This window comes from Enterococcus sp. AZ141, from assembly GCF_051714385.1.
In the GTDB taxonomy this organism is placed as follows: domain Bacteria; phylum Bacillota; class Bacilli; order Lactobacillales; family Enterococcaceae; genus Enterococcus_D; species Enterococcus_D entomosocium.
Genome location: NZ_JBIORT010000001.1, coordinates 1,779,942 through 1,801,230, shown reverse-complemented (window position 1 = coordinate 1,801,230; position 21,289 = coordinate 1,779,942). Strand labels below are relative to the sequence as shown.

Genomic DNA, 21,289 nt, shown 5'->3' with positions numbered 1-21,289 from the left:
GACGTTACCCTCTTTCTTTGTTCAATTTTTCTGCTAAAAGTGACGTGATAAAGATAAGAATTGCTAAAACGATCGCTAATGCTGCCGCATACCCCATCGTGTTCATTTGTCCAAAGGCGTATTGGTAAATCATTAGTGACAAGGTCAGAGTCGAATTGTTGGGTCCCCCTGATCCGTTCGAGAAGATATACGCCTGGTCAAACATCTGAAAGGTACCAATGATCCCCGTCAGCAGTACATAGGTAGTGATTGGGCGTAGATAAGGAATCGTGATATACCGTAATTTATCCACGGTTGTCGCACCATCGATCTCTGCTGCTTCGTACAAAGAATGAGGCAGATCAACTAAAGAAGCCAAATAGATCGTCATATAATAAGGCACGGTCGACCAGATATTCATTACCATAATCACTTTCAACGCATAGGCCGGTTCTTGTAAAAAATTGATTGGTTCTGAGTAAAATCCTAAATTCATAAATAAGTCATTGACTGGACCGTAAATATTAAAAATAAACATAAAGATGATCGTCAATGCTGAACTAGAAGTTAAAGTTGGCAAAAAATAAACCATCCGAAACAGTTTCTTCCCCTTGATTCCTTTGCTGCTTAAAATATACGCGATAATCAAAGCAAAAATCGTTTGTAACGGAACGACGACCAAGGCAAACGTGGCCGTATTTCTAAGAGCGATTCGCGCTTTTTGATCGGTGAAGATACGTAAATAGTTTTCTATCCCTTTAAAAGAAAATGTATTGGTAAACAAATTGACGTCGTTGAAAGATAGATAAAAAGCAAAGAGAACAGCTAAGACGAAAAAGATTCCTACGACAATGATTGCTGGAGCCAGAAAGAGCCAAGCTTGTCGGATTTCTTGCCATTGGCTTTTTGTATAGTTAGTTTTTTTTCGTTCCATCATGTTGTCACCTTTCCCAAAAGAAAAGAGAGAGGAGTTCCTCTCCCTCGTTCAAATTCAGACTAATTTGCTGTAATATCTGCGTTCGCTTGTTCATCAGCAGCTTCCATTGCTTCTTCAAAGGTCATGTTTCCATTTAAAGCATTTGGTAAAAAGTTTTGATAGGCTTTGTTGATCGTATCTAAAGTGGTGCCCTTTTGCCAAATCGTTGCATAATCCCAAGCCTCTAGGTGAACATTCAAGTCACTGTTTTCTGTGATTTTGGCCGCATCTGCTACATCTTGACGACTAGGTAATGTCCCGGTTCCTTCAACCCATGCTTGCATACCGCTTTGACCAGTAGCGTGTTGAATCCATTTATCTGCCAAGGCACTTTTTTCGGTCCCAACATATTTTCCCCAACCGACAGAAAACATCATTGACCCTTCCGTTCCTTTATACGTTGGCATTTCTTTTACAACAAAAGGAATATCAGGAAATTCTGTCTTAAGTGTCTCATACACCCAGTTTCCTTCATCCATGATCGCAATTTTTCCAGAACCAAAAGCTTCGCCGTTCCAACCTGTTCCGATATCTTGCGGTGTAACAGCTGCTTTCGTATCGACCAACTCTTTTAAAATCGAAAGATTATCAACTACTGCTGGATCAGCCAAATTAGCCGTCCCATCTTCATTGATTGGTTGAGCATTTTCCCGCGTTGCAAGATGATAGTTGCGAGCCATATCTTGGTTATAGCTCATGGCAAAAACATTTCCGTCACCATACGCCTCATTGATTTTTTCTTGGAACGACGGCAGCCACTCAACATACGCTTCAAGTGTGTCTGGCACTTCATCGATCGACACACCCGCTTCTTCAAAAATCGCTGTATTGAAATAGAGTGCTAAAGTTGACATATCTTTGGGAACAGCCTGCAGTTGTCCATCCGAAGTCGTAAAAGCATCGATCAAGCTATCATAAAACTGCTCACTTTCAAAATTAGCCGGATCCAGCTCTGCAAGTGTGCCATTCTCTGAGAACCATGGGAACATATAGGCATCCACGTAAAAGACATCTGGTGCCGTTCTACCAGCCATGTCAGCTTGAATTTGGGTATTATAATCGGTATATACTTTCTTTTCAACTGTTGCACCCGTTGCTTCTTCAAAAGATTGGATCATCTCATCCAACGATTTTTCTTCTGCCTCGTTGCCACCCCAAACACCGATCGTTAACGAATCCCCCGTGAAATCCGTCTGATCTGTCGAACTACTGGTGTCTTCGTTTCCCCCACAAGCTGCCAGCACCACTGCTCCAGACAATAGAAGCCCTGTTCCTACTACTTTTTTCCATCCAGTCATTTTATTTCCCCCTAAAAAGTGATTTTGATTTGTTCTTCAAGCAGATAAACCTTATCAAAAGCGATAAACTCAATCGCTTGCTCCCCATGGTTGGTGACCGTAAAACCTTCCTGTGTGACCTCAATCTTTAATGGCTGTTGGTGCCACATAATACCAAATTCAAGTGCTTCCCAAGCCTTTGGTAAATGTGGTTCGATTCTTAACTGGCCGTCTAAACAACGGATACCACCATAGCCGAAGACCGTCATTTGCCAAATACCGCCGAGTGATGCTGCATGAATCCCTTCATTGGAAGACAGCATATTTTCTCCCATATCAATGTTGATTGCTTGTTGAAACAAATCATAAGAAAGTGCTACTTCCCCTAAATCAGCAGCGAGGATGGCATGTGTCGATAAGGATAAGGAAGAATCATGCAACGTTTTCGGCTCATAGTAATCCCAATTCAACCGTTTCTCTTCTTTTGGAAAAAGGTTCTCAAATAAGAACAAGAGCAAAAGAACATCCGCTTGTTTCGAAACTTGCATCTCGTTGACTTGTTCTAAGTTATACTCATGGAACAGTGTGCCTACTTGCGAATCATTTTTATATTTCGTGAGATCGATCTCTTTTTTCGTCAAATAGGTATCATCTTGCGGGATGATTCCCGCTTCATTCGGTTGCGGTAAATAAATAGCAGCTACTTTTGCTTGCCATTCTTGATAAGCTTCATTTAATGGTAATTTTTCAGCTAGTTTCGCAAATTGTTCTGGCTGGTTCTTTTTCAACTCTTCATACAATGAAATGGCTAATTGAATGTTCCAGTGCGCAGTATGATTCGTGAAAGCATTGTTATCGACATGCTCCTTATATTCATCTGGTCCGACTACGTCTAAAATTTCAAAACGCTGGTTTTCTTCGGACCACTCTAAACGACTCGCCCAGAAGATCGCCGTATCAAAAATCACTTCATAACCTTTTTCCCATGCAAATTGTTGATCATTCGTTACATCAATAAATTGTTTGATGCCGTAGGTGACATCACTGGTAATATGCTGTTCAATAAATCCTGACCAAATTTTCGTTGGTAAGCCCGTAAGGATATCCGCAGCGCCCCAAACTGGCGTAGTCTCACCATCTTCAGGCCAAGCAGCTTCCCACGGAAATTGGGCGCCTTGATAGCCGTTCTCAGTAGCTTTTTTATGGGCACCAGCCAAACCTAAATAGCGATAAGTCACTAATTTTTTGGCGATTTCTGGGTGTGTGAAGGTAAAATATGGCAGCATGAAAATCTCTGTATCCCAAAAGGTATGTCCTTTGTACCCTTCCCCAGATAGGCCTTTGGCACCTATGTTCATGCGTTCGTCATGGGCTGGTGTCATCACATGTAGATGATATTTTGCAAAATGAATCGCTAATTGATCTAGTGTGTTCTCTGTCTTGATTTTGATTGGAAAGACGGACCAGACTTCTTTGTCCCATGCCGCTGCTGAAGCTTTTGCTAATTCCTGATAGCCGTTTTTGCGAATCTCTTTCAGCTCTTCAAGGGCAATCTTCTTCAAATCTTGTGGTGCCTTTCCTAAATGCTCTTTATCGATCGTGGTATAAACAGAAGAAAACTTCTCAAGCTTCAACGTCTCATTAGGTGCCAAGGTTTGCCAGTAACGATTGTAGATTTTCCGTCTTCCCATCTCGATCCGCTTCTTGGTTCCATCATAGCAATCTTCTGTTTTTTCTAGATTATGTGCTGTCGAAAGAACAAAGGCGATCTTAGATTGAGTGGTCTTTGGCATCATTTGTAAGAAACGATTTTCTGTTAATGATTTGTCACCTTCAGTAAAATGCTGTGAGCCGCTATTTGTCTTTTGTCCGTCAATACCAGAAATAATTTCCAACGTGACTTCTTTTCCTAAATTTTCGACCAGCACTTGTTGCGCAAACACATGCTTTTGGGCAAAGGAAACACATCGCTTAAAGGTCAGTTCGACATTAATCTGACCATGTTTCCATTGAAAGGAGCGCGTGAGTTCCCCAGTTCTCAAATTTAAGACACGTGAATAGTTTGAATATTTGCCTTTTGATAAATCTAATCGTTCGCCATCAAAAAGGAGCTCCATTCCAATCATATCCGGCACATTAGGAAGCTCAGTCACTTCATTTTCGTCGAATTTATTAAAGGTTCCTGCAACAAAAAGATTACGCGTTTCGCCAACATATTTCTCTTCTGTCACAGAGCGCATCCCCAGATACCCGTTACCCAAACACATGATGGCTTCTGCTTTGCCTAACCATTTTGTATCAAAGGTCTTTTCCGTAATTTTCCAAGGGTCTTCTTTTAAATACTGCATCGCTGTCTCCATTTTTTCCTCCTATTTCTTCAGAAAACGTTTTAGTTTCTTTCAAAAATTTTTTATTTATAAAAATAGTTATTGGACCGAAACAAAAGTACAATCAAGCCCATGAAATAACTACCAATTACTAGGACAATTGCTGCGTTAAGAAACACCCATCCTACGATCAAGTGGAGTGGCGCATAGTAAGCATAATCTCTAATTATTTTTGCGGCTTGGTATTCGTTTCGCCACTTCCAAGCAATAAGACTAGCACTAGCCCAAGCAAAAATAACTAACAAAAGTAGCGCTTGTGTATTGATCTCCAATAAAGGATTCCCTGTTAACAACTCATCGAAGGAGGTTTCGTTCATACTGATCATTCCCCTGTTTCTTATTGAACCCCACTACACTTTGTCCTAAAATGTCGTGTAACGTTTTTTTCGTACCTAGATAGAGGAAGAAAGAACCAGTGAAAAACAACCAACCGATCATTGGTAAAAAGTAGAGCAATTTTGCTACTTCCCTCATTCCTACAGTTAATAAATTACGTTGATTCGTAAAAACAACGAGTTTCGCAAAATGTTTGCCAATCGTTTTCCCCTCAAAACTACTCAAACAAATCATGTTGTAGACCACAAAGAGAAGTTGTGGCAAGACAATCGTTACTCCAGCAGGTACCATTAGGAGATAGCTAAGCATGGTACTTGGTAAAAAAATGATCATGCAATCAATCAAAAATGCTAGCAATCTTAGTAACAGCATATTTGTCCCCCTCTTTTCGAAAACCTTTTCGTTACATCCACATATTACCAGACATCTTTTCTCTATTCAAGCGTTTTCATAAAAAAATAATGTTTATTTTTTCCGATTTCCTAATGGAAAATCGCGTGAATACTAAAACGTTTTAGATTGTCTGTTTTTTTGCAAGCGATTTGGTTGGGAACCAGCTTTACTTGTGATACCATGAAGCAAATACGAAAGAAGGCGATTTCTTGGATTTATGGCTTACAAATGTACAACTTGAGACGAGTTATTTAAAAGAAGGCGATTGGTCTTATGGAACCAAAACAGAAAATACAGCAATCGGGATCAATGATGGAAAAATAGCGGAGATCGTGCCGATGACCGAATGGCAGGCATCAAGCGAAGCGACGATCATTGATGGGGGAAATCAGTTATTGTTGCCAGGATTGATCGAAAAACATTGTCATTTGGACAAAAGTAAATTAGGTACTCCTTGGCGTCCAGTAACGCCGGCAGCTAGCTTGGTGGAACGATTTGAAACTGAGATTCCCCAATTAGATGCCTTGCCGTTATCGATCAAAGAACGCGGACAAGCGCTGATCGATTTAGAACTGCCTCATGGTGCGGTGATGTTCCGCTCACATATTGATATTGAACCAATGACTCAGCTGCGTTATTTTGATGCGATTACCGAATTAGTTGCCGAACAACCTTTTGGCTCGGAGTTGGTCTTATTCCCACAACATGGCTTATTGCGCTCAAATGCTGCTTCTTTGATTGAAGAAGCCTTAGCAACGGGCAAAGCATCTTTTATTGGCGGTGTTGATCCTTATACACTCGATCAAGATTACCAGGCTTCCTTACGGACAACTTTTGAACTTGCTCAAAAAGGACATGTCGGGATTGACCTCCATCTTCACGATCGGCAAGAAGCTGGCAGAGCGACCGTCAAAGAAATGATTCGTTTGACGAAGGAATTCAATATGCAAGGAAATGTGGCGATCAGTCACGCCTTTGGTCTAAATGACTTTGAAGGCACAGAACGCAAAGAAGTCTTTCAAGCCTTAGCAGATTTAGAGATCCACATCATTTCAAGTATTCCCATCAGCCCTGGCACGATTCCACCGCTTAAGGAATTGCAAAGCTATGGCGTTGCTGTTCATATTGGTTGCGACAACGTCTATGATTCTTGGTCTTCTCTAGGAGATGGTTCTTTACAAGAAAAACTGGCCCGCTATTTAGAGATTTTTGCCGTCAAAAGTCAGGAAGACTTGACGCAAGCATTAGGTTTAGTCACGGATGGCAAAGTCCCATTGGATAAAAACGGTGCGCAGCAATGGCCTAAGGTTGGTGATTCGGCTGATTTCTTACTGACACCAGCTACTTGTACGGCAGAATTCGTTGCCCGTAAAGGCTTCGTCAGCAAAAGCTTTTATCACGGAACAGTTGTTTTCACCGCATAAATCTTACCTATATAAAAGGCATCTGCGCTTCTTTTTAGAGGCGCAGATGCCTTTTTTCAGGAATAGTCGTTTGCTAATTGTACATAGTCTTTCAGGTAAATGAATCAACCTGCTGCTTCATAAACTCTTCTATTTCACTTTTTAGTGGCATTCCTGTTTGAGCCCCCAGCTTTTGAACGGACAGACTAGCTCCATTATTCGCCATAGAAACGGCTTCATAAAAATCGGCTTCTTCCCCTAAAGCTGCTGCCAAGATGCCATTAAAGGTATCCCCCGCACCGGTAGTGTCTACAACTGAAACTTTGTTCGATGGAATCGTCACAACTTGTGACTTTTCTACAAATGTTACCCCTTTGCTTCCTCGTGTGACAACGATTCGCGTGGCATATTTTTTTTGCCAATCAGCAATGACCTGCTCAATTTCGTCTTCCAAAATGGCCTCTTTACCGATCAAAGCGGCAAATTCCGTTTCATTTGGTGTCAAAATATCAATATACGGCAGGAGTTCCGGTACGATTTCATTGTAAGGAGCAGGATTCAAAATCGTTAGAACTCCTTTTTTCTTGGCAAGAATCAATGCTTGTTTGATTGTTTCCACAGGAATTTCCAGTTGAGTAAGTAAGATATCCCCTTGTGAAAGTTCACTGATTGTTTGCTGAACGTAGGCTTCATCGATCAGTCCATTCGCACCGGGGACGACAGTGATACAATTATCCTCTGCTAATTTAAAAATACTCGCAATTCCTGTGAACATATTTTTTTCACGGGAAACAGCCGATAAATCGAGAGCTTCTCTGCTGAGGTGCTGAAGAACCTTTTCCCCAAAAGTATCTTCCCCGATTTTCCCTAAAAATTTTGTTGATGCACCGTAACGAGAAGCTGCCACTGCTTGATTTGCTCCTTTGCCCCCGACAAAATAATCAATTTGCTCCCCAATGATCGTTTCGCCGATCCTCGGCATTCGTGTTGTCGTGATCACGATATCCATGTTCACACTACCTAAAATCGTTATCTTACTCAAAAAATCACCTATTTCTCTTGAATATATAAAAAGGACCAAAGGCTTCCCGACCCTCAATGGTCGTTTCACCAACCTTTAAAAACCCTGTTTTTACAAATAATCGCTGCATGGGCAGATTGGTATGATTTGTGATTGAAAGAAGTGTTTCCCCTTCATCACACTGTTGTTCCAAACAGCTTCTGATCCACTGGCGGCCAAAGCCTTGCCCCGCTTGAGATGGTCTCGCAACGAGTCGCTGAATCGTTCTTATCCCATGATATTCTTTGCTACAATTTGACAATGAGTCAACTGACAAAACACCGACACTTACAATGTTTTTATTTTCATCCTTCAACACCAACAGTTCCTTTTTCTCGATATCCTTCGCTAAGATTTCTAGGGAGGGATAAGTATCAGTCCACTGGTAGATTTTCCTTCTATTCATCTGCTGCTTTGCTTCGATGAACAGTTGAAAAATCTCTGCTAATTCTTGCCGTGACGCCCTTTGTAGTTCATTCATGACTCTAGTAAGGGAGCAATACCAACGACAAAATGACCACTGCTATAATCCCAACGATCGTTGGAACGCTGGTTCGTTTCAGTAACCGAACAGGGCTGACGTCGATTGAAGAAGACACAATCATAATTACAGCGGCAACTGGTGAGATCGTTCTGCCAAGATTGGCGATCATCTGCATTGGCAAGGCGATCAAAATCCCGTCAATTCCCGCTTTAGCGGCAATATCGGGAATCAGTTCAATCACAGCGTAAAACATCGCCAATCCTCCGCCACTCAAAATACCGAACAATGCGGTTGCGCCGCTGAATATCAATGCCGTTAACACGCCAGCAGATTGAGAATTTTCTACCGCACTCATTAGTGAATCAATCACTCCTAAGCTTTGGATAGCTGTGGTAAATAATGATCCACCCACAACCAACATGACTACTTGACTAAACCCTTGTCCCATTCCTTTGAATAGTTCCACTGCACTTTCTTGCGCGATTTTGAAAGATTTCTTTCTCAAACATTCAATCAGTAATGCGACAAAAAAGGAAATCATCGTTAGGACGAAAATATCCATTGTTACACCTTCTTTGAATATACCGATTATACCAACGATAATGATCAACACCAAAGGAAGGAGTGGTAAAATTGCATAAAATCCAGGAACAGCCGTTTCTTCTGACTTACTTTCAATTTCTTTTAGTTCTACAAAGGCATCTTTGCCTTCTTTTTTATCACAATACGTTTGCCAAAAGTAATGAACAATGGCCATGATCAGCAATGTTGGGATGGAAATTTTCGCATGGTACAGAACATAAGTTAAGATGTTGTAATTCAATGTCTGAGCCGCAATCACATTATCCGCACCTAATGGCGTCGGCATGATCGTGGCAGTCATTGCGATAACACCGGCTGCTGTTAAGGAAGAGATACCAATCCCTTGAAGCAGTGGATAAAGGATTGCCATCAAAATTATTGCCAAACTAGATGCACTTGGGACGACTAACGACATCAAATTCCCTAATAAGAAAACGATCGGAATAAATAATGCCTTAGACTTGATTTTGGTCATTGGCTGAACCAGGATATTGACAGCTTTTTGATTGGCACCAATGAGATTCATATAACCTGAATATCCGAATAAGATCATGATCACTAGACCAGCAGAACTTACTTGAGAGATGATCGTATCTTTAAGCTTTAAAAAAATATCGAATAAGGCCAAGCCAGTCCCTTCGCCTTCTGGGTAAAGCGGATTTCCTAAAGCAACGGATGCACAAAGCAAGACAAGTGCCCCAATAATCAAAATCAATGCTGGATTATAACTCTTAATAATAAAATATCCGACGATCCCCAAAACAACGAGTACTAAAATCGCTTCTATCATTTCTTTCCCCTCCTATTTACACTTGCTGATTGCCTGTAAAAACCATTCTTTAAAGAGCGCTTCATCGATATCGACACAAACACGGCAATTGTTTTTCTGCTTCAGACGATTGTTGAGATCGACAATTGTCGCACCTGCTGTGTAGGCTCCTTGTGTTTCGATCGCAACAAAAGTCTCTTGAACAGTGAACATCTCTGGACACAAAAGATAAGCGATCGCGCAACTGTCATACATTTTCAGCCCCGTGCCAAAACTGCCACCACGATATTTTTTGAATAATTGAACCATCATATCTCCGGTTTGATTCATTTCTTTGATTTTTGCGCTGTCTTCTGGGTAAACAAGCGCTTTGGCGCCCACATCTAATGGTGCTACAGAAAGTGGTAAGCCGCTCTCAAAAACAATCGTTGCAGCCTCGGGGTCAATCGCAATATTGAACTCTGACAATACACCAAAGTTTCCTCTACCTAAGGCTCCGCCCATTAAAACGATCTCATCGATTTTTTCTTTGACTTCTGGATAAATCTTAAGCAAAAGAGCAATATTCGTTAGAGGACCTAATGCGACAATTGTGATTTTTTCTTTATTCTTTTTGATCGTTTGATACATCGCTTCCACAGCTGAAGTTTCCAGCAGCAATGAACGATCTGGTTCTGGAAATGAATAGCCGGCCATTCCTGTGACCCCATGAACATCGCTGGCATCTTTGACTGCTCGCGTTAGTGGCTGAGATGCACCTTGTGCTGCTGGAATCGACAAATTCCAAAAGGAAAGCAGTTTCAGTAAATTATTGGTGACATGTTCAATACCGACATTTCCGGCCACTGTCGTGATCAACTTGACCTCCAAGACTTCACTAAATAGAGCAATTCCCAACGCAACTGCATCATCGATCCCCGGATCCGTATCAATAATGACTTCTTTTTTTGACATACGTATTCTCCTCTCACCTTTGATAAAACGTTTTATCATTTTTCTAAAAAAAGTGAACATCTGATAAAGCGTTTTATCTAATGTTCACACAAAGAATAACATCGTTTTAAAGCGCTGTCAATAGTAAAAAAAGAGTTTCGCTAGGAAACTCTTTCAGTCACACTGTTCTTTTTTATCAATCTAGGTGTCAATTGGACGTAACGTGGCTTCTGTCCGCTGATTGCATTCATCAAGGCAAGAACCGTTTTTTCACCTAAATCATTTACATCTTGTTCCACAGACGTTAGAGATACTTCTAAAAGATCATTCAAAACAAGATTGTCGTATCCTACGATCGAAACATCCTCTGGAACCTTGATTCCTAGTTCTTTGGCACGCTTCATAATTCCCAATGCAATCAAGTCGTTGCCAGCAACAATGCCGGTTACATCTCGGTTTTTTAAGAGAATGTCTGCTTTTTCATAGGCGTCTTCAAATTGGAACTTTGTTACCACATGCCAACTGTCTTTTCGTTGGAGATTGAATTCCTTCAGCGCATCTAAATAGCCTTGGTATCGATACACACAATTGATATTTTTATCAGGGTTCATCATCGTGCCGATCTTTTTGTGTCCTTTTTTTATTAGCTCACTGGTAGCAATATATCCCCCATGCCGATTATTATAAAAGACTTGATCGACCTCAAAGTTATCTATTCCTCTATCAACCAAAACGATTGGAACCGAAAGATTCTTCAATCGTTCTTTGGTTTGTACCTCATCCGCGTAGGATTCGGTTGAAAGGGCGATGATCAACGCATCAACGTTGCGGTCAATCAGGAGCTGAATCAATTCCTTCTCAACGTCAACTTTATCATCTGAGTTGACCAAAATCAGCAGATACCCCTGTTTTCGCAGCAAATCTTCTAAGACCTTGGCCAAGTTGGCAAAAAAAGGATTGTTGATATCTGGGATGATCAGTCCGATCGTATTGGTTTTTTTCAAAACCAGGCTTTTAGCCGCAGCATTCGGCGTATAATTATTTTCTGCCGCCAAGCGCTTGATTTGCTGTTTTTTTTCTTCTGTGATCCGAATCGGTTTGTCATTTAACACTTGAGAAACGGCTGCGATCGATACACCTACTTCTTTTGCAATGTCTTTTAATCTGACTTTCACTGAATACCCCTTTCGCTTTCCTAATTTTGTAAATGAACCAAGCACTCAATCTTATGTTTTCAGTAAATCCTTTTTATACTGCTGAAAAAACGGATTTGAGAATTCGACAAAGATGATTGATTAAAGATTATACTGTTTTTTGCATTCCTCTTAGATGTTCCACTTCACCCAATCAGCAAACAATTCTGGCCAACGGACAACCGATGCTTCGATCCCGTGTTGATTGCCGTTGGCGGTTTCCGGTGTTCCTAAACTTAGTCCATGACCACCGCGAGGGAAAATGTGCAGCTCATAAGGTATATTAAATTTGCGCAGCTGTTCGGCAAAAAGGAGGCTGTTTTCCGCCAAGACTAATCCATCTTCTAACGTATGCCAAAGAAACGTCGGCGGTGTCTGTTCATTGACTAAAGTCTCTAAAGACAAAGCCGCTTTTTCTGTTTCATAGCGATCTGCTAATAATGAACGGAAGGAATCTTGGTGCCCAAGTTCACCACTAGATAAGACCGGATAACTCAACAGTAACCCGTTAGGTCGCCATTCTTCATTGGCTCCTTGTAAAGCCTCTGCTAGAAAAGGTTGCTGCCAAGACACACCCAGATTAGCAGCTAAGTGACCACCAGCTGAAAAACCGGCAACAATGATTTTTTCAGGATCGACGTGCCAGACCTCATGATTGGTGCGCACAAGACGAACGGCAGCCGCCAATTCCTTTAAGGCTAACGGATAGACAGCCGGTTTGATACTATAATGCAACACAAAGGCTTGGAAACCAAAGCTCATCATTTTGATGGCGATGGGTTCCGCTTCGCGATCAGACAACATTTCATAGCCGCCGCCAGGACAGATGATGACCGCTGGTCGAACACGATCTGGTTCCATTTCAGGAGAATTTTCCATGACATACGTGGTTAAACTGGCTTGGCTTTCTGGTAAAAGTGCGGTTCTTTTTTCATGTATCACGGATTGCGCCTCATTTCATTGTAATTTTATAGACGATTGGTTGGTCGGTTTCAATTGGTTCAAAAGTTAGTTGCAAGCCTTCATCGGTCACTTGCCAATCAATAGGCTGTTCTTCGTGTCCTAGAATCGTCACGGTTTGGATGATGCCGTGAAATTCTGGCAAATTTTGATCTTTAGACTGGGCCAGTGCTTGGATCCTTGCGTGTCCATTCTCAGGACTTGCCATGCCAATAGCATACAACGAATCCCCCTGAACCGTAAAGCGGAAATCCTGGCTCGTGTATGTCGTCGCCTGTGCCTCTTGAAATTGGCCTGAGACAACGGTCGTGGGACCTTCCCCGGCTTTGCGCCATGGTTTCGCTTCATAAATGGCTTCACCGTTTACATCCAGCCACGCACCGATTTCTTTTAAGATCGTTTGATCTTTTTCTGGGATCGAACCATTCCCTTTCGGCCCGATATTCAAAAGAAGATTGCCATTTTTACTGACGACTTCGATCAAATCCTGTAAAATCTCACGCGTTGTTTTGTAATCCAACGTTGTGGTATAACACCATGAATTGCGAGCGATCGCTGTATCTGTTTGCCAGTAAAAAGGTTGTGGTTCGGCAAATTTTCCCCGTTCGATCTCCACAATACCACTACCAAACATCATGGCATCGTGTTTGTAGCAGATACCAACTTTTTTGCCCCATTCAGCCCCACGATTGTAATAGTAAGCAGCGAAAACTTGCAGGTGCTCCTTGAAGGCTTCGTGTTGGATCCACCAATCAAAATACAGCAGCTCTGGTTGATAGTTGTCGACGAGTTCACAGGTTCGCAGTAGCCAATCATCTAAAAACTCTTTTGAGGGATATGGCTCGCTATACAAATCTTGATTATCAGGTTCTGGCATAGCAGGCCAATAAAAGTCGCCTTTTGCTAACGGTTCCTTGATGTCGCTGTCCAATTCCTTACCATGTCCCATGAAAAACCAATGTTCGGCACGATGAGATGAGGTGCAAAAATGCAGGCCTTGTTCCTCAGCTGCTTCTTTTAATTCCGCAAGAATATCTTTTTTCGGTCCCATAACTGCCGCATTCCATTCAGAAAGCTCGCTTTTGTACATCTGAAACCCATCGTGATGTTCTGCAACGGGAAAAAGATAATTGGCACCGGCTTGTTTGATCAGTCGAATCCACTCATTTGCATCGAATTTTTCTGCAGTAAATATGGGAATAAAGTCTTTGTAGCCGAAGTTTTTTTGCGGACCGTAGGTGTTGATATGGTGATCGTATTCCGGATGGTCTTTGATGTACATATTTCTGGAGTACCACTCGTTATTAAATGCAGGAACACTATACAATCCCCAATGAATGAAGACCCCGAATTTTGCTTTGGGGAACCATTCTGGTAGAACAAAAGCGCCCAATGACTGCCAATTTGGGAAAAAGGGGCCTTGATGCGCGACTTGGTGGATCGTTTCTACTGTGATCATGGTCTTTCCTCCAAAATACCGACTGTTTCCAGCCATGTTTTTGCAATCAACACATGTCCTGCAGTCGACGGATGCACACGATCACTGCTTAAGACATAGGATGACTGATAAAGCAAAAAATCATCAAACTTTTCCTGCGTATCTCCTAAAAGGATACCATACTCTTGCGCTACTTTAGCAAGCACGTGTTGGTAGTTGGTAAGCATTTCTCTTAGTGGATCTTCTTTGTTGGCTTCAACCATAAACGGGGTCAAGAGAATCATTCCTTTGACACTCGGTAATGTCTGAGCGATCAAATCACGCAACTCTGATTCAAATCTTTCAATCCCCACCAGTTCCGTTTGAGCAAATGTGCCATCAAAATGCCGCCACACATCATTTACACCGATCATGATCGTTACCCAATCTGGTTGAAATGCCAATACATCATCCTTCCAACGCTTCTTCAAATCGACGACTGTATCTCCACTGATGCCTCGGTTAACGATCATTAATTCCATTTGTGGGAGTAATGCTGTGGTATAGGCGTTGATCAGATGAACATAGCCGTCCCCCCATGACGACCATCCCGCAGGTATCGCTTGATAATTTCGATTACTATCTGTGATCGAATCCCCCATAAAAAGCAGACGATCTTTTTTATCCACTATCATTGTTTTCCTCCTTAAAGAAAGAAGACTGATCCGCTGGTGCTGGATCAATCTTCTTAAGTGATTGCTTAACCAAACGCTGTTTGCTCACTTTTGTCAAGGAACCGTTGACCAACCATTTTTATTATTCTTTGTTTTTGATTAGTCCCCAAATTCTTTCGCTACTTCTACCCGTTTTTCGTTTTGATCTTTCGCATTATTCATGTCAAATTCTAGCACTGTTTGATAGCCTAATCCGTCTGCTGTTTCTTGCATTTCTTTTAGCAATTGGTCAAATTCTGCTTCATCTTTGGCAAAAACCATTCGCCAAGAGTACTCGATGATTGTCGCTTTGGCTTGGTTCCGCAACGTAGAGATCTCTGAACTATCTTCTGGCGCTACATAGCTGGCACCAGGGGCAACTAACAATTGGTCGTTCTCCTCTAAATAGCCAATGGTCGATTCTGCACCACCCATATTTTTTGACCAATCTTCTTTTACAGGATCGGTTGTTTCATTTTGATAGCTTTCCCACATCGTATAAGCATATGGGAAGCCGGTATCAGGATTGATATCGATCGGTAATACCGTATTGACGTTTAGCGCGGATACACCATCTTTGTAACTTCCGCCACCATATTCTTCTGGCACATCCCCATCGCCATCTAGCAAAGCTTGTTTCCCAAACTCAGTTAAGACAGGCTCGCCATCTTTCATTTCCCAAGTTAAGCCTTCAGGGCCACTACTACCGCTTGTTTGAGAAGAATTTGCTAACACGCCTTCTGAAGAGTAGAGCCAGTCAATAAAGGCTGCGATTCGCTCTGGGTCTTCGGCATTTGAACCGATCCCGATAAATTGTTTGCCACCGTAAACTTCCGCACCATAAGAGAAGATTTTTTGGTCTTGAATCGGTGCCAACATAAAGCCTTTTCCTTCATTCAAGTTCGTAGTCGTATTAAAAGCCGCTTGACCTAACCAAGGCCACCATGAGAATAAGACTTGTCCTTCTTGGAATTTGGCAAAAAGTGTATCGTAATTTTGCGTCGTTGATTCTGGATCCACTAAGCCCATTTGATTGGCTTGGAAATAAAACTTAAGTGCGCGAATATATTCAGAATCACTATCGAGAATGCTTTGATAATCAGAACCATCCGCTTTTGCCAAGACAAAACCTGATTCATCGTACCCATAGTAGGTGACCAGCTGTTTGCCTGCATTCATCATGTTGCCGTCCCAATCGCTGAATAGAGAAAACCCATAAACTTTTTTCCCAGAATCTGTTGTTGGATTGTCTTCTTGCATTTTTTGAATCACAGGAAGCAGGTCTTCCAATGTACCGATTTCTGGATATCCTTGCTCCCCATAAAGATCCCAACGCACATAAGCACCAAATGTAGGATCTAATCCTTCTGAAGGATCGGTGGCTTTTAATGTAGAAACGGAAGTTGGAAAGCCATATAGACCATCGGCATCTTTGTTTAGATTTTGAACAGCCGCATCGAAGCGCTGAACATTTTCCATAGTTTCATAATACTCGCTCGCATCGGTCAACAAACCAGCTTCAACCAATTCGTTGTATTGTTGGCCATTATCAACAATGATCAAATCGCCCAAATCACCTGCTGCCGTCCTCGTTTGATAAAGAGTGTCTCCGTTGCCAGCAACGTTTGGTGCGATGATGTTCAATTCCATATTGAATTTATCCCGCACGATTTTGGCAAACCAACCTTCTTGCATCCCCATATAGTTGGCTAGCCCATTATAGACATCGATCGTGATCGTTTCATCGTAGCCACTTTCGCTGGAAGCAGCGTCTGTGTCAGAGTCAGCCGCTCCTCCACAGCCGGCTAAACTACCTAGCAATGTCATGCCTAACAAACCTGTTGTTACATATTTCGACATTTTTTTCATTTTCTTCCCTCTTTCTTTTTATTAACCTTTCACCGCACCCAACATAATTCCTTTGACAAAATATTTCTGGAAAAGCGGATAAATAAACATGATTGGTAAAACAACAATGACTGAAACGGTCATGCGAATCGAAGTCGGTGTCTGCGTTGTTGCAGCTGAAGCGATACTGGAAAGTGATCCCGATGTATTTTTGACCATTTGTGCCAACGAATTGGCTTGATTGATATACGTATAAAGAAGGTATTGCAAGGAGTAGAGACTTTGATCCGTAATGTAAATCAGTGTATCTTGGAAAGAATTCCATTGACCAACTGCCGAGAAGATCGCGACTGTTGCTAAAATCGGCGTACAGTTGGGTAAAATTACCCGAAAGAATACTTGAATGATGCCAGCTCCATCCATTTCAGCTGCTTCTTGCAACGATTTGGGGATTGACTCAATATAGGTTTTCACTAAGATGATGTTAAAAGGCTGAACGACAGCCGGCAAAATATAGACCCAAAAATTATTCGTTAAACCTAATGTCTTCATCGTGATGAATAATGGAATCAGCCCTGCATTGAAATACATTGTAATCACGACAAAGCGATACCAAAATTTTCGTTTCCACATTTTTTCTTGGGTAAACATAAAGCCTAAGAAGGCTGAAGCTAAGACGGTTGCTGCTGTTCCAATCACCGTTCTAGCCACCGAAACGGTTGCGGCTAATGGCAACCCTTTTAGTTGTAACACTTGACTGTAGTTTTCAAAATGGATCTCTTGTGGAAAAAAGCGAATTTGTCCTAACGCACTCAACTCATTATTACTGATTGAATTAATAATCAAGTAATAAAAAGGATACGCACAAATCAACGTAATCAGAAAGAAAAAGGTATAATTGAGGATACTAAACGTCAGGTTTTCACGTTTGGGTACTTTTTTCGCCTTTTTCTTTTCACTAATCGATAGTTCCATAGATATCCTCCTCTCCTAAATAATGGAAGTCCCCCGAATTTTTTTCGACGCAATATTGACGATGGCTAACAAGGCAACAGAAATGACACTTTTTAGCATACTGATCGCGGTAGCCAGAGATAGACTATTTCCACCCATCCCTAAATTGTAGACATACAAATCGAGGACTTGGATCGTATTTCGATTGAATGCATTTTGGAAAACAAAGTACTGATCCATCCCGTTGTTCAACAAGTTGGCGATAGACAGCATCAGCATCACAAGAAACGTCGGCATCAAGGCAGGTAGTGTGATATGACGCATCAGGTGGAAACGATTCGCCCCATCGATTCGCGCCGATTCATACAATTCGGGGTCAATTCCTGAAATGCCTGCCAGATACATGATGGCACCCCAGCCCAAGCCTTTCCAAATATTCCAAAGACACATCATTAGCCACGTATGATTGCCGCTATCCAAAAATTTGACTGGATCTGTAACGAAGCCCCATTCTTGCAGCAACGTGTTTACCAGCCCTGTTGAAGAAAACAAGCTAAAGGCGATCGTATACACCAAAACCCAACTGATAAAATTCGGCAGCGTGGTCAGCGTTTGGACCAAGTTTTTAAACCATTTGCACTTGATTTCGTTCAATAAAATGGCGAAGCCTACTGGTAGGATCGAAGTGGCGATCCCTAAAAAACTCATGGCAAAGGTGTTTTTCATTACTTGTACGATCTGATCCACTTGTGTTGGACTAGAGACAAGAAGTCGAAACCATTTGAAGCCTACAAACTCGCTGCGCGCTAAACCTAATGCTGGTTTGTAATCATAAAGTGAATAAATCCATCCGTGCAAAGGAAAATAAGAGAACAAAAACACGAGAATCAGAAAGGGAACGATACATAAAAACAAAATCTTCCCTTCTCGTGTCACCCGCTTATTTTTTCTTGGGACACTGCTTAGTTTACTTTCCATTTTCCTCCCCCTTTTTTTGTAACCGCTTTTACATTTTTAATACTAGCACCTGAAATCTCATTTGCCACCTGTTAAAAATAGAGGTCAATCCGTACATTTTAGACTTTATTTTTCTTTTATTTATAAAGAATGCTGATACATCAAGGTTTCAGATAAAAGACGCCCATATGGTAAGGCTTTCAAAATTTGTTTTTTGCGAGTACTATAGGAATATATCAATTTTGGAGGGATAAAAATGAAGTACAATCCTGATGGCCAACTGTACAAAATAACCACCGTTTTTTCACAATTCACATTGTTAAATTTACTATATATCATTAGCTGTTTGCCAATTATTACGATTGGTGCTGCGACAGCTGCCCTTTATGAAGTGACGATTCGTTATGCGGATGAGGAGCGTGGTGAATTGATTGTAGGCTATGTGCGAGCGCTACGAGCAAACTTTATGAAAGCCACCGGTAGTTTTCTCCTTCTTGGGCTCCCCATGGTAGCACTACTGTATAGTAGCTTGTTTTGGTTTTCCTCAAAAACCATTCTTGCCAGTATTTTTGCTTTCGTTCTAATTGTTACAGCTATTTATCTGTTTATTGTATTAGTCTATTGCCTTGCGTTAATTGGACGTTATGAAAACAGCTTTAGGCAAACATTAAAAAACGCGTTTCTGTTACCGATCGCGGACCCTATCCGTTCGTTAGCCCTCGCGCTTATTCCTATCGCTGCGTTTTGTTTTGTTGTTTTATTTCCGTTGTTTAAATTCCTCTTGTTGATTTTTGGTTTTTCTTTCGTTATTTATTGTAGTTCGTTCCTGTTGCTTTCCATCTTTCGTAATCAGCAAGCATGAAAAAAATCAGTCATCTCTCACTTTTTCGTCGTCTGAGTCAGTTTTCCATTCGGCGACAATTATTCATTCTTTATCTGCCTGTTGTTTTTTTATCCACAGTGACTATTGGTCTCTTATTGGTCTACGATTCAACCAAGCAGCTGACAGGCAATTACCAACACTTGGCTGAGTTAAATGCTCAGCGTGTCAAATCTGTTCTTTTTGATACAACAAACACGCTGACCAACACGGCGAGTTCCTTATCAAACGATACTCATCTACGTCAGCTTTTAACTGCAAATTACCTTGACGACCAAGAAGCGATCGTGGACATCAATAGCTATGATCAGCTAGATGAGATCAGAAATCTTCAAACCTCGATTGCGAAATTAACTATCTATACGACGAATCAAACCATTCCGAACTATAAATATTTTCAACAGGCAGATGACACAATTCAAGCGACCGCCTGGTACCAACGAGCCCTCAAGCAACCCGATGCTTTTTTGATGACGATGCCAGAGGATTACAAAGCAAATCGTTTGAGTCTTTATAAAACGTTGCCTTTGCCTTTATCAAAAGAAACTGCCGTTTTGGAGATCCAAGTCGATTATAATTATCTCAGCAACCGACTTCGTAATTCATCCTATGAATTGGAATTACAGTTAAATGATGATGTCATCTTTTATAGCGACAAAATCAATCAAGTCGGTGAACCGGGACAGCTTACGACTCTTTCTGAGCCGCAAACGAGTGCTGCCTTTTTAAAAGATGATGGTACCAAGGTGATGCTCACCAAAAGCACCTTACCCATGAGTAACAAAGAAGACATCATCACAATTTATAGTGCGGATACAAATGCCTATATCAATCTACGCGCCAATCTGATCCGTTGGAGCACGATCGTTTTGGTGATTTTGATCACTACTTTCATCATCGTCTTTCTGTTTGCTCGATTCTTTACCAAACGAATTTCTCAACTGCAGCAGGCGGTCTACTTTGCCTCGATCGAGGATTATGATTTCTTTCAAAATATTAGCGGCGAAGACGAAATTTCTCAGATCTCTCTTGATTTCCATAAGATCATTCAACGAATCAAGAAAAAAGAAGAAGAGATCTACCGCTCGCGTCTGGCGCAGCAAGAGCTATTGACTCAGCAGCAGCAAATGGAATTTAATATCTTAGCGGGGCAGATCAACCCCCACTTCTTGTTCAATACATTAGAAACGATTCGTATGATGGCGCTGACTTCTGGCAATTCTGACGTCGTTTATGCCATCAAGTTACTTGCAAAATCGATGCGCTATACGCTAGAAGCCCACGGAACCAAGCGAACGAGCTTAGAAGAGTCCTTAGACGCGGTTCACGTGTATGTCAAGATCCAGCGGATGCGCTTTGGCGATCGAGTCAACTTTTCCTATTCAGTCTCCAATGAGATCGACCAAAAAGAAGTCCAAATATTGCCCCTCCTGATTCAACCATTGGTGGAAAACGCCATCTCCCATGGCTTGGAAGGCATCACCTATCCAGGGTTTGTCCGTTTGACGATCACCAAAGACGGCCATGATCTGGTAATCGTGGTACAAGACAACGGCAGCGGGATACCGCCAGAAAAACTCGAACACTTGCAGCAAAAAATCAAGACGCCCTCCACCCATGCCAAAAAGAACATTGGGCTAGCCAATGTCAATCATCGGGTCAAAATGTTTTATGGACCTGAATACGGCTTGACGATCGAGAGTGTGCTGGGCAGTGGCACACAAGTTACCTTGCGGATCCACGATCTAAGCCAAGATTCATTTTCTCCTCGCTAAAACAGTAAAGCCC

General features: G+C 41.7%; 19 protein-coding genes. 3 read left to right on the top strand and 16 right to left on the bottom strand.

Annotated features, from left to right (window positions below):
* Positions 1 to 4: 4 nt before the first annotated feature.
* The 5 genes from IGI89_RS08405 to IGI89_RS08385 all read right to left on the bottom strand — a co-directional run bounded on the left by IGI89_RS08405 (position 5) and on the right by IGI89_RS08385 (position 5,327).
* Positions 5 to 913, bottom strand: coding sequence for a carbohydrate ABC transporter permease (locus IGI89_RS08405; RefSeq protein WP_430601172.1), 909 nt, complete (start codon positions 911 to 913; stop codon positions 5 to 7).
* A gap of 62 nt (positions 914 to 975) precedes the next feature.
* Positions 976 to 2,253, bottom strand: a complete 1,278-nt coding sequence (locus tag IGI89_RS08400; protein WP_005234084.1) for a sugar ABC transporter substrate-binding protein — start codon at positions 2,251 to 2,253, stop codon at positions 976 to 978.
* 11 nt (positions 2,254 to 2,264) lie between these two features.
* Entirely contained in the window at positions 2,265 to 4,592 is a 2,328-nt protein-coding gene (locus IGI89_RS08395) for a glycoside hydrolase family 65 protein (RefSeq protein ID WP_086297981.1), read from the bottom strand.
* Between the two features lie 50 nt (positions 4,593 to 4,642).
* A complete protein-coding gene (locus IGI89_RS08390; RefSeq protein WP_005234082.1) occupies positions 4,643 to 4,936 on the bottom strand; it encodes a hypothetical protein in 294 nt (97 codons plus the stop codon).
* The gene (locus IGI89_RS08385; protein WP_005234081.1) at positions 4,914 to 5,327 is read right to left on the bottom strand and encodes an RDD family protein; all 414 of its coding nucleotides are present in this window, start codon (positions 5,325 to 5,327) and stop codon (positions 4,914 to 4,916) included. Before IGI89_RS08385 ends, IGI89_RS08390 begins: the two co-directional genes overlap by 23 nt.
* Before the next feature lie 230 nt (positions 5,328 to 5,557).
* On the opposite strand from IGI89_RS08385, the gene IGI89_RS08380 reads away from it, so the two are divergent.
* The gene (locus IGI89_RS08380; RefSeq protein ID WP_086297984.1) at positions 5,558 to 6,772 is read left to right on the top strand and encodes an amidohydrolase family protein; all 1,215 of its coding nucleotides are present in this window, start codon (positions 5,558 to 5,560) and stop codon (positions 6,770 to 6,772) included.
* A gap of 91 nt (positions 6,773 to 6,863) precedes the next feature.
* On the opposite strand, the gene rbsK is transcribed toward IGI89_RS08380, so the two are convergent.
* The 11 genes from rbsK to IGI89_RS08325 form a co-directional block, all read right to left on the bottom strand.
* Positions 6,864 to 7,793: a ribokinase gene (gene rbsK, locus IGI89_RS08375; RefSeq protein ID WP_086297986.1), complete on the bottom strand. Its 930-nt coding sequence runs from the start codon at positions 7,791 to 7,793 to the stop codon at positions 6,864 to 6,866.
* A gap of 4 nt (positions 7,794 to 7,797) precedes the next feature.
* Entirely contained in the window at positions 7,798 to 8,292 is a 495-nt protein-coding gene (locus tag IGI89_RS08370) for a GNAT family N-acetyltransferase (RefSeq protein WP_086297989.1), read from the bottom strand.
* 4 nt (positions 8,293 to 8,296) lie between these two features.
* Complete coding sequence (gene dcuC, locus IGI89_RS08365) at positions 8,297 to 9,667, bottom strand: C4-dicarboxylate transporter DcuC (RefSeq protein WP_005234077.1); 1,371 nt, start codon at positions 9,665 to 9,667, stop codon at positions 8,297 to 8,299.
* A gap of 12 nt (positions 9,668 to 9,679) precedes the next feature.
* A complete protein-coding gene (rihC, locus tag IGI89_RS08360; RefSeq protein WP_081117921.1) occupies positions 9,680 to 10,600 on the bottom strand; it encodes a ribonucleoside hydrolase RihC in 921 nt (306 codons plus the stop codon).
* A 140-nt stretch (positions 10,601 to 10,740) separates the two neighbouring features.
* Positions 10,741 to 11,754 carry a LacI family DNA-binding transcriptional regulator gene (locus IGI89_RS08355; protein ID WP_008380606.1) on the bottom strand — a complete coding sequence of 338 codons (1,014 nt, stop codon included), beginning with the start codon at positions 11,752 to 11,754 and terminating at the stop codon, positions 10,741 to 10,743.
* A 150-nt stretch (positions 11,755 to 11,904) separates the two neighbouring features.
* On the bottom strand, positions 11,905 to 12,714 hold the full coding sequence (locus IGI89_RS08350; RefSeq protein WP_086316532.1) for an alpha/beta hydrolase: 810 nt from the start codon (positions 12,712 to 12,714) through the stop codon (positions 11,905 to 11,907).
* Positions 12,715 to 12,724: 10 nt separating this feature from the next.
* The gene (locus IGI89_RS08345; RefSeq protein WP_430617467.1) at positions 12,725 to 14,191 is read right to left on the bottom strand and encodes an alpha-L-fucosidase; all 1,467 of its coding nucleotides are present in this window, start codon (positions 14,189 to 14,191) and stop codon (positions 12,725 to 12,727) included.
* On the bottom strand, positions 14,188 to 14,844 hold the full coding sequence (locus IGI89_RS08340; RefSeq protein WP_005234072.1) for an SGNH/GDSL hydrolase family protein: 657 nt from the start codon (positions 14,842 to 14,844) through the stop codon (positions 14,188 to 14,190). Before IGI89_RS08340 ends, IGI89_RS08345 begins: the two co-directional genes overlap by 4 nt.
* A gap of 138 nt (positions 14,845 to 14,982) precedes the next feature.
* A complete protein-coding gene (locus tag IGI89_RS08335) occupies positions 14,983 to 16,731 on the bottom strand; it encodes an ABC transporter solute-binding protein (RefSeq protein ID WP_016612762.1) in 1,749 nt (582 codons plus the stop codon).
* Positions 16,732 to 16,752: 21 nt separating this feature from the next.
* Positions 16,753 to 17,685 carry a carbohydrate ABC transporter permease gene (locus IGI89_RS08330; protein WP_005234069.1) on the bottom strand — a complete coding sequence of 311 codons (933 nt, stop codon included), beginning with the start codon at positions 17,683 to 17,685 and terminating at the stop codon, positions 16,753 to 16,755.
* Between the two features lie 15 nt (positions 17,686 to 17,700).
* Complete coding sequence (locus IGI89_RS08325; RefSeq protein ID WP_005228459.1) at positions 17,701 to 18,642, bottom strand: ABC transporter permease; 942 nt, start codon at positions 18,640 to 18,642, stop codon at positions 17,701 to 17,703.
* A gap of 235 nt (positions 18,643 to 18,877) precedes the next feature.
* Here IGI89_RS08325 and IGI89_RS08320 point away from each other — a divergent pair, with 235 nt between their 5' ends.
* Positions 18,878 to 19,483 carry a YesL family protein gene (locus IGI89_RS08320; RefSeq protein ID WP_005234068.1) on the top strand — a complete coding sequence of 202 codons (606 nt, stop codon included), beginning with the start codon at positions 18,878 to 18,880 and terminating at the stop codon, positions 19,481 to 19,483.
* Complete coding sequence (locus IGI89_RS08315; RefSeq protein WP_438735527.1) at positions 19,480 to 21,276, top strand: sensor histidine kinase; 1,797 nt, start codon at positions 19,480 to 19,482, stop codon at positions 21,274 to 21,276. Before IGI89_RS08320 ends, IGI89_RS08315 begins: the two co-directional genes overlap by 4 nt.
* Positions 21,277 to 21,289 lie beyond the last annotated feature (13 nt).

What these genes read in the sequence shown, in the direction of transcription:
- IGI89_RS08345 (WP_430617467.1), bottom strand. Translation starts at nt 14,191, where the DNA reads ATGATCACAGTAGAAACGATCCACCAAGTCGCGCATCAAGGCCCCTTT.
- dcuC (WP_005234077.1), bottom strand. Translation starts at nt 9,667, where the DNA reads ATGATAGAAGCGATTTTAGTACTCGTTGTTTTGGGGATCGTCGGATAT.
- IGI89_RS08370 (WP_086297989.1), bottom strand. Translation starts at nt 8,292, where the DNA reads ATGAATGAACTACAAAGGGCGTCACGGCAAGAATTAGCAGAGATTTTT.
- IGI89_RS08315 (WP_438735527.1), top strand. Translation starts at nt 19,480, where the DNA reads ATGAAAAAAATCAGTCATCTCTCACTTTTTCGTCGTCTGAGTCAGTTT.
- IGI89_RS08405 (WP_430601172.1), bottom strand. Translation starts at nt 913, where the DNA reads ATGGAACGAAAAAAAACTAACTATACAAAAAGCCAATGGCAAGAAATC.
- IGI89_RS08340 (WP_005234072.1), bottom strand. Translation starts at nt 14,844, where the DNA reads ATGATAGTGGATAAAAAAGATCGTCTGCTTTTTATGGGGGATTCGATC.
- IGI89_RS08400 (WP_005234084.1), bottom strand. Translation starts at nt 2,253, where the DNA reads ATGACTGGATGGAAAAAAGTAGTAGGAACAGGGCTTCTATTGTCTGGA.
- IGI89_RS08395 (WP_086297981.1), bottom strand. Translation starts at nt 4,592, where the DNA reads ATGGAGACAGCGATGCAGTATTTAAAAGAAGACCCTTGGAAAATTACG.
- IGI89_RS08385 (WP_005234081.1), bottom strand. Translation starts at nt 5,327, where the DNA reads ATGCTGTTACTAAGATTGCTAGCATTTTTGATTGATTGCATGATCATT.
- IGI89_RS08390 (WP_005234082.1), bottom strand. Translation starts at nt 4,936, where the DNA reads ATGAACGAAACCTCCTTCGATGAGTTGTTAACAGGGAATCCTTTATTG.
- IGI89_RS08320 (WP_005234068.1), top strand. Translation starts at nt 18,878, where the DNA reads ATGAAGTACAATCCTGATGGCCAACTGTACAAAATAACCACCGTTTTT.
- IGI89_RS08325 (WP_005228459.1), bottom strand. Translation starts at nt 18,642, where the DNA reads ATGGAAAGTAAACTAAGCAGTGTCCCAAGAAAAAATAAGCGGGTGACA.
- IGI89_RS08335 (WP_016612762.1), bottom strand. Translation starts at nt 16,731, where the DNA reads ATGAAAAAAATGTCGAAATATGTAACAACAGGTTTGTTAGGCATGACA.
- rihC (WP_081117921.1), bottom strand. Translation starts at nt 10,600, where the DNA reads ATGTCAAAAAAAGAAGTCATTATTGATACGGATCCGGGGATCGATGAT.
- IGI89_RS08330 (WP_005234069.1), bottom strand. Translation starts at nt 17,685, where the DNA reads ATGGAACTATCGATTAGTGAAAAGAAAAAGGCGAAAAAAGTACCCAAA.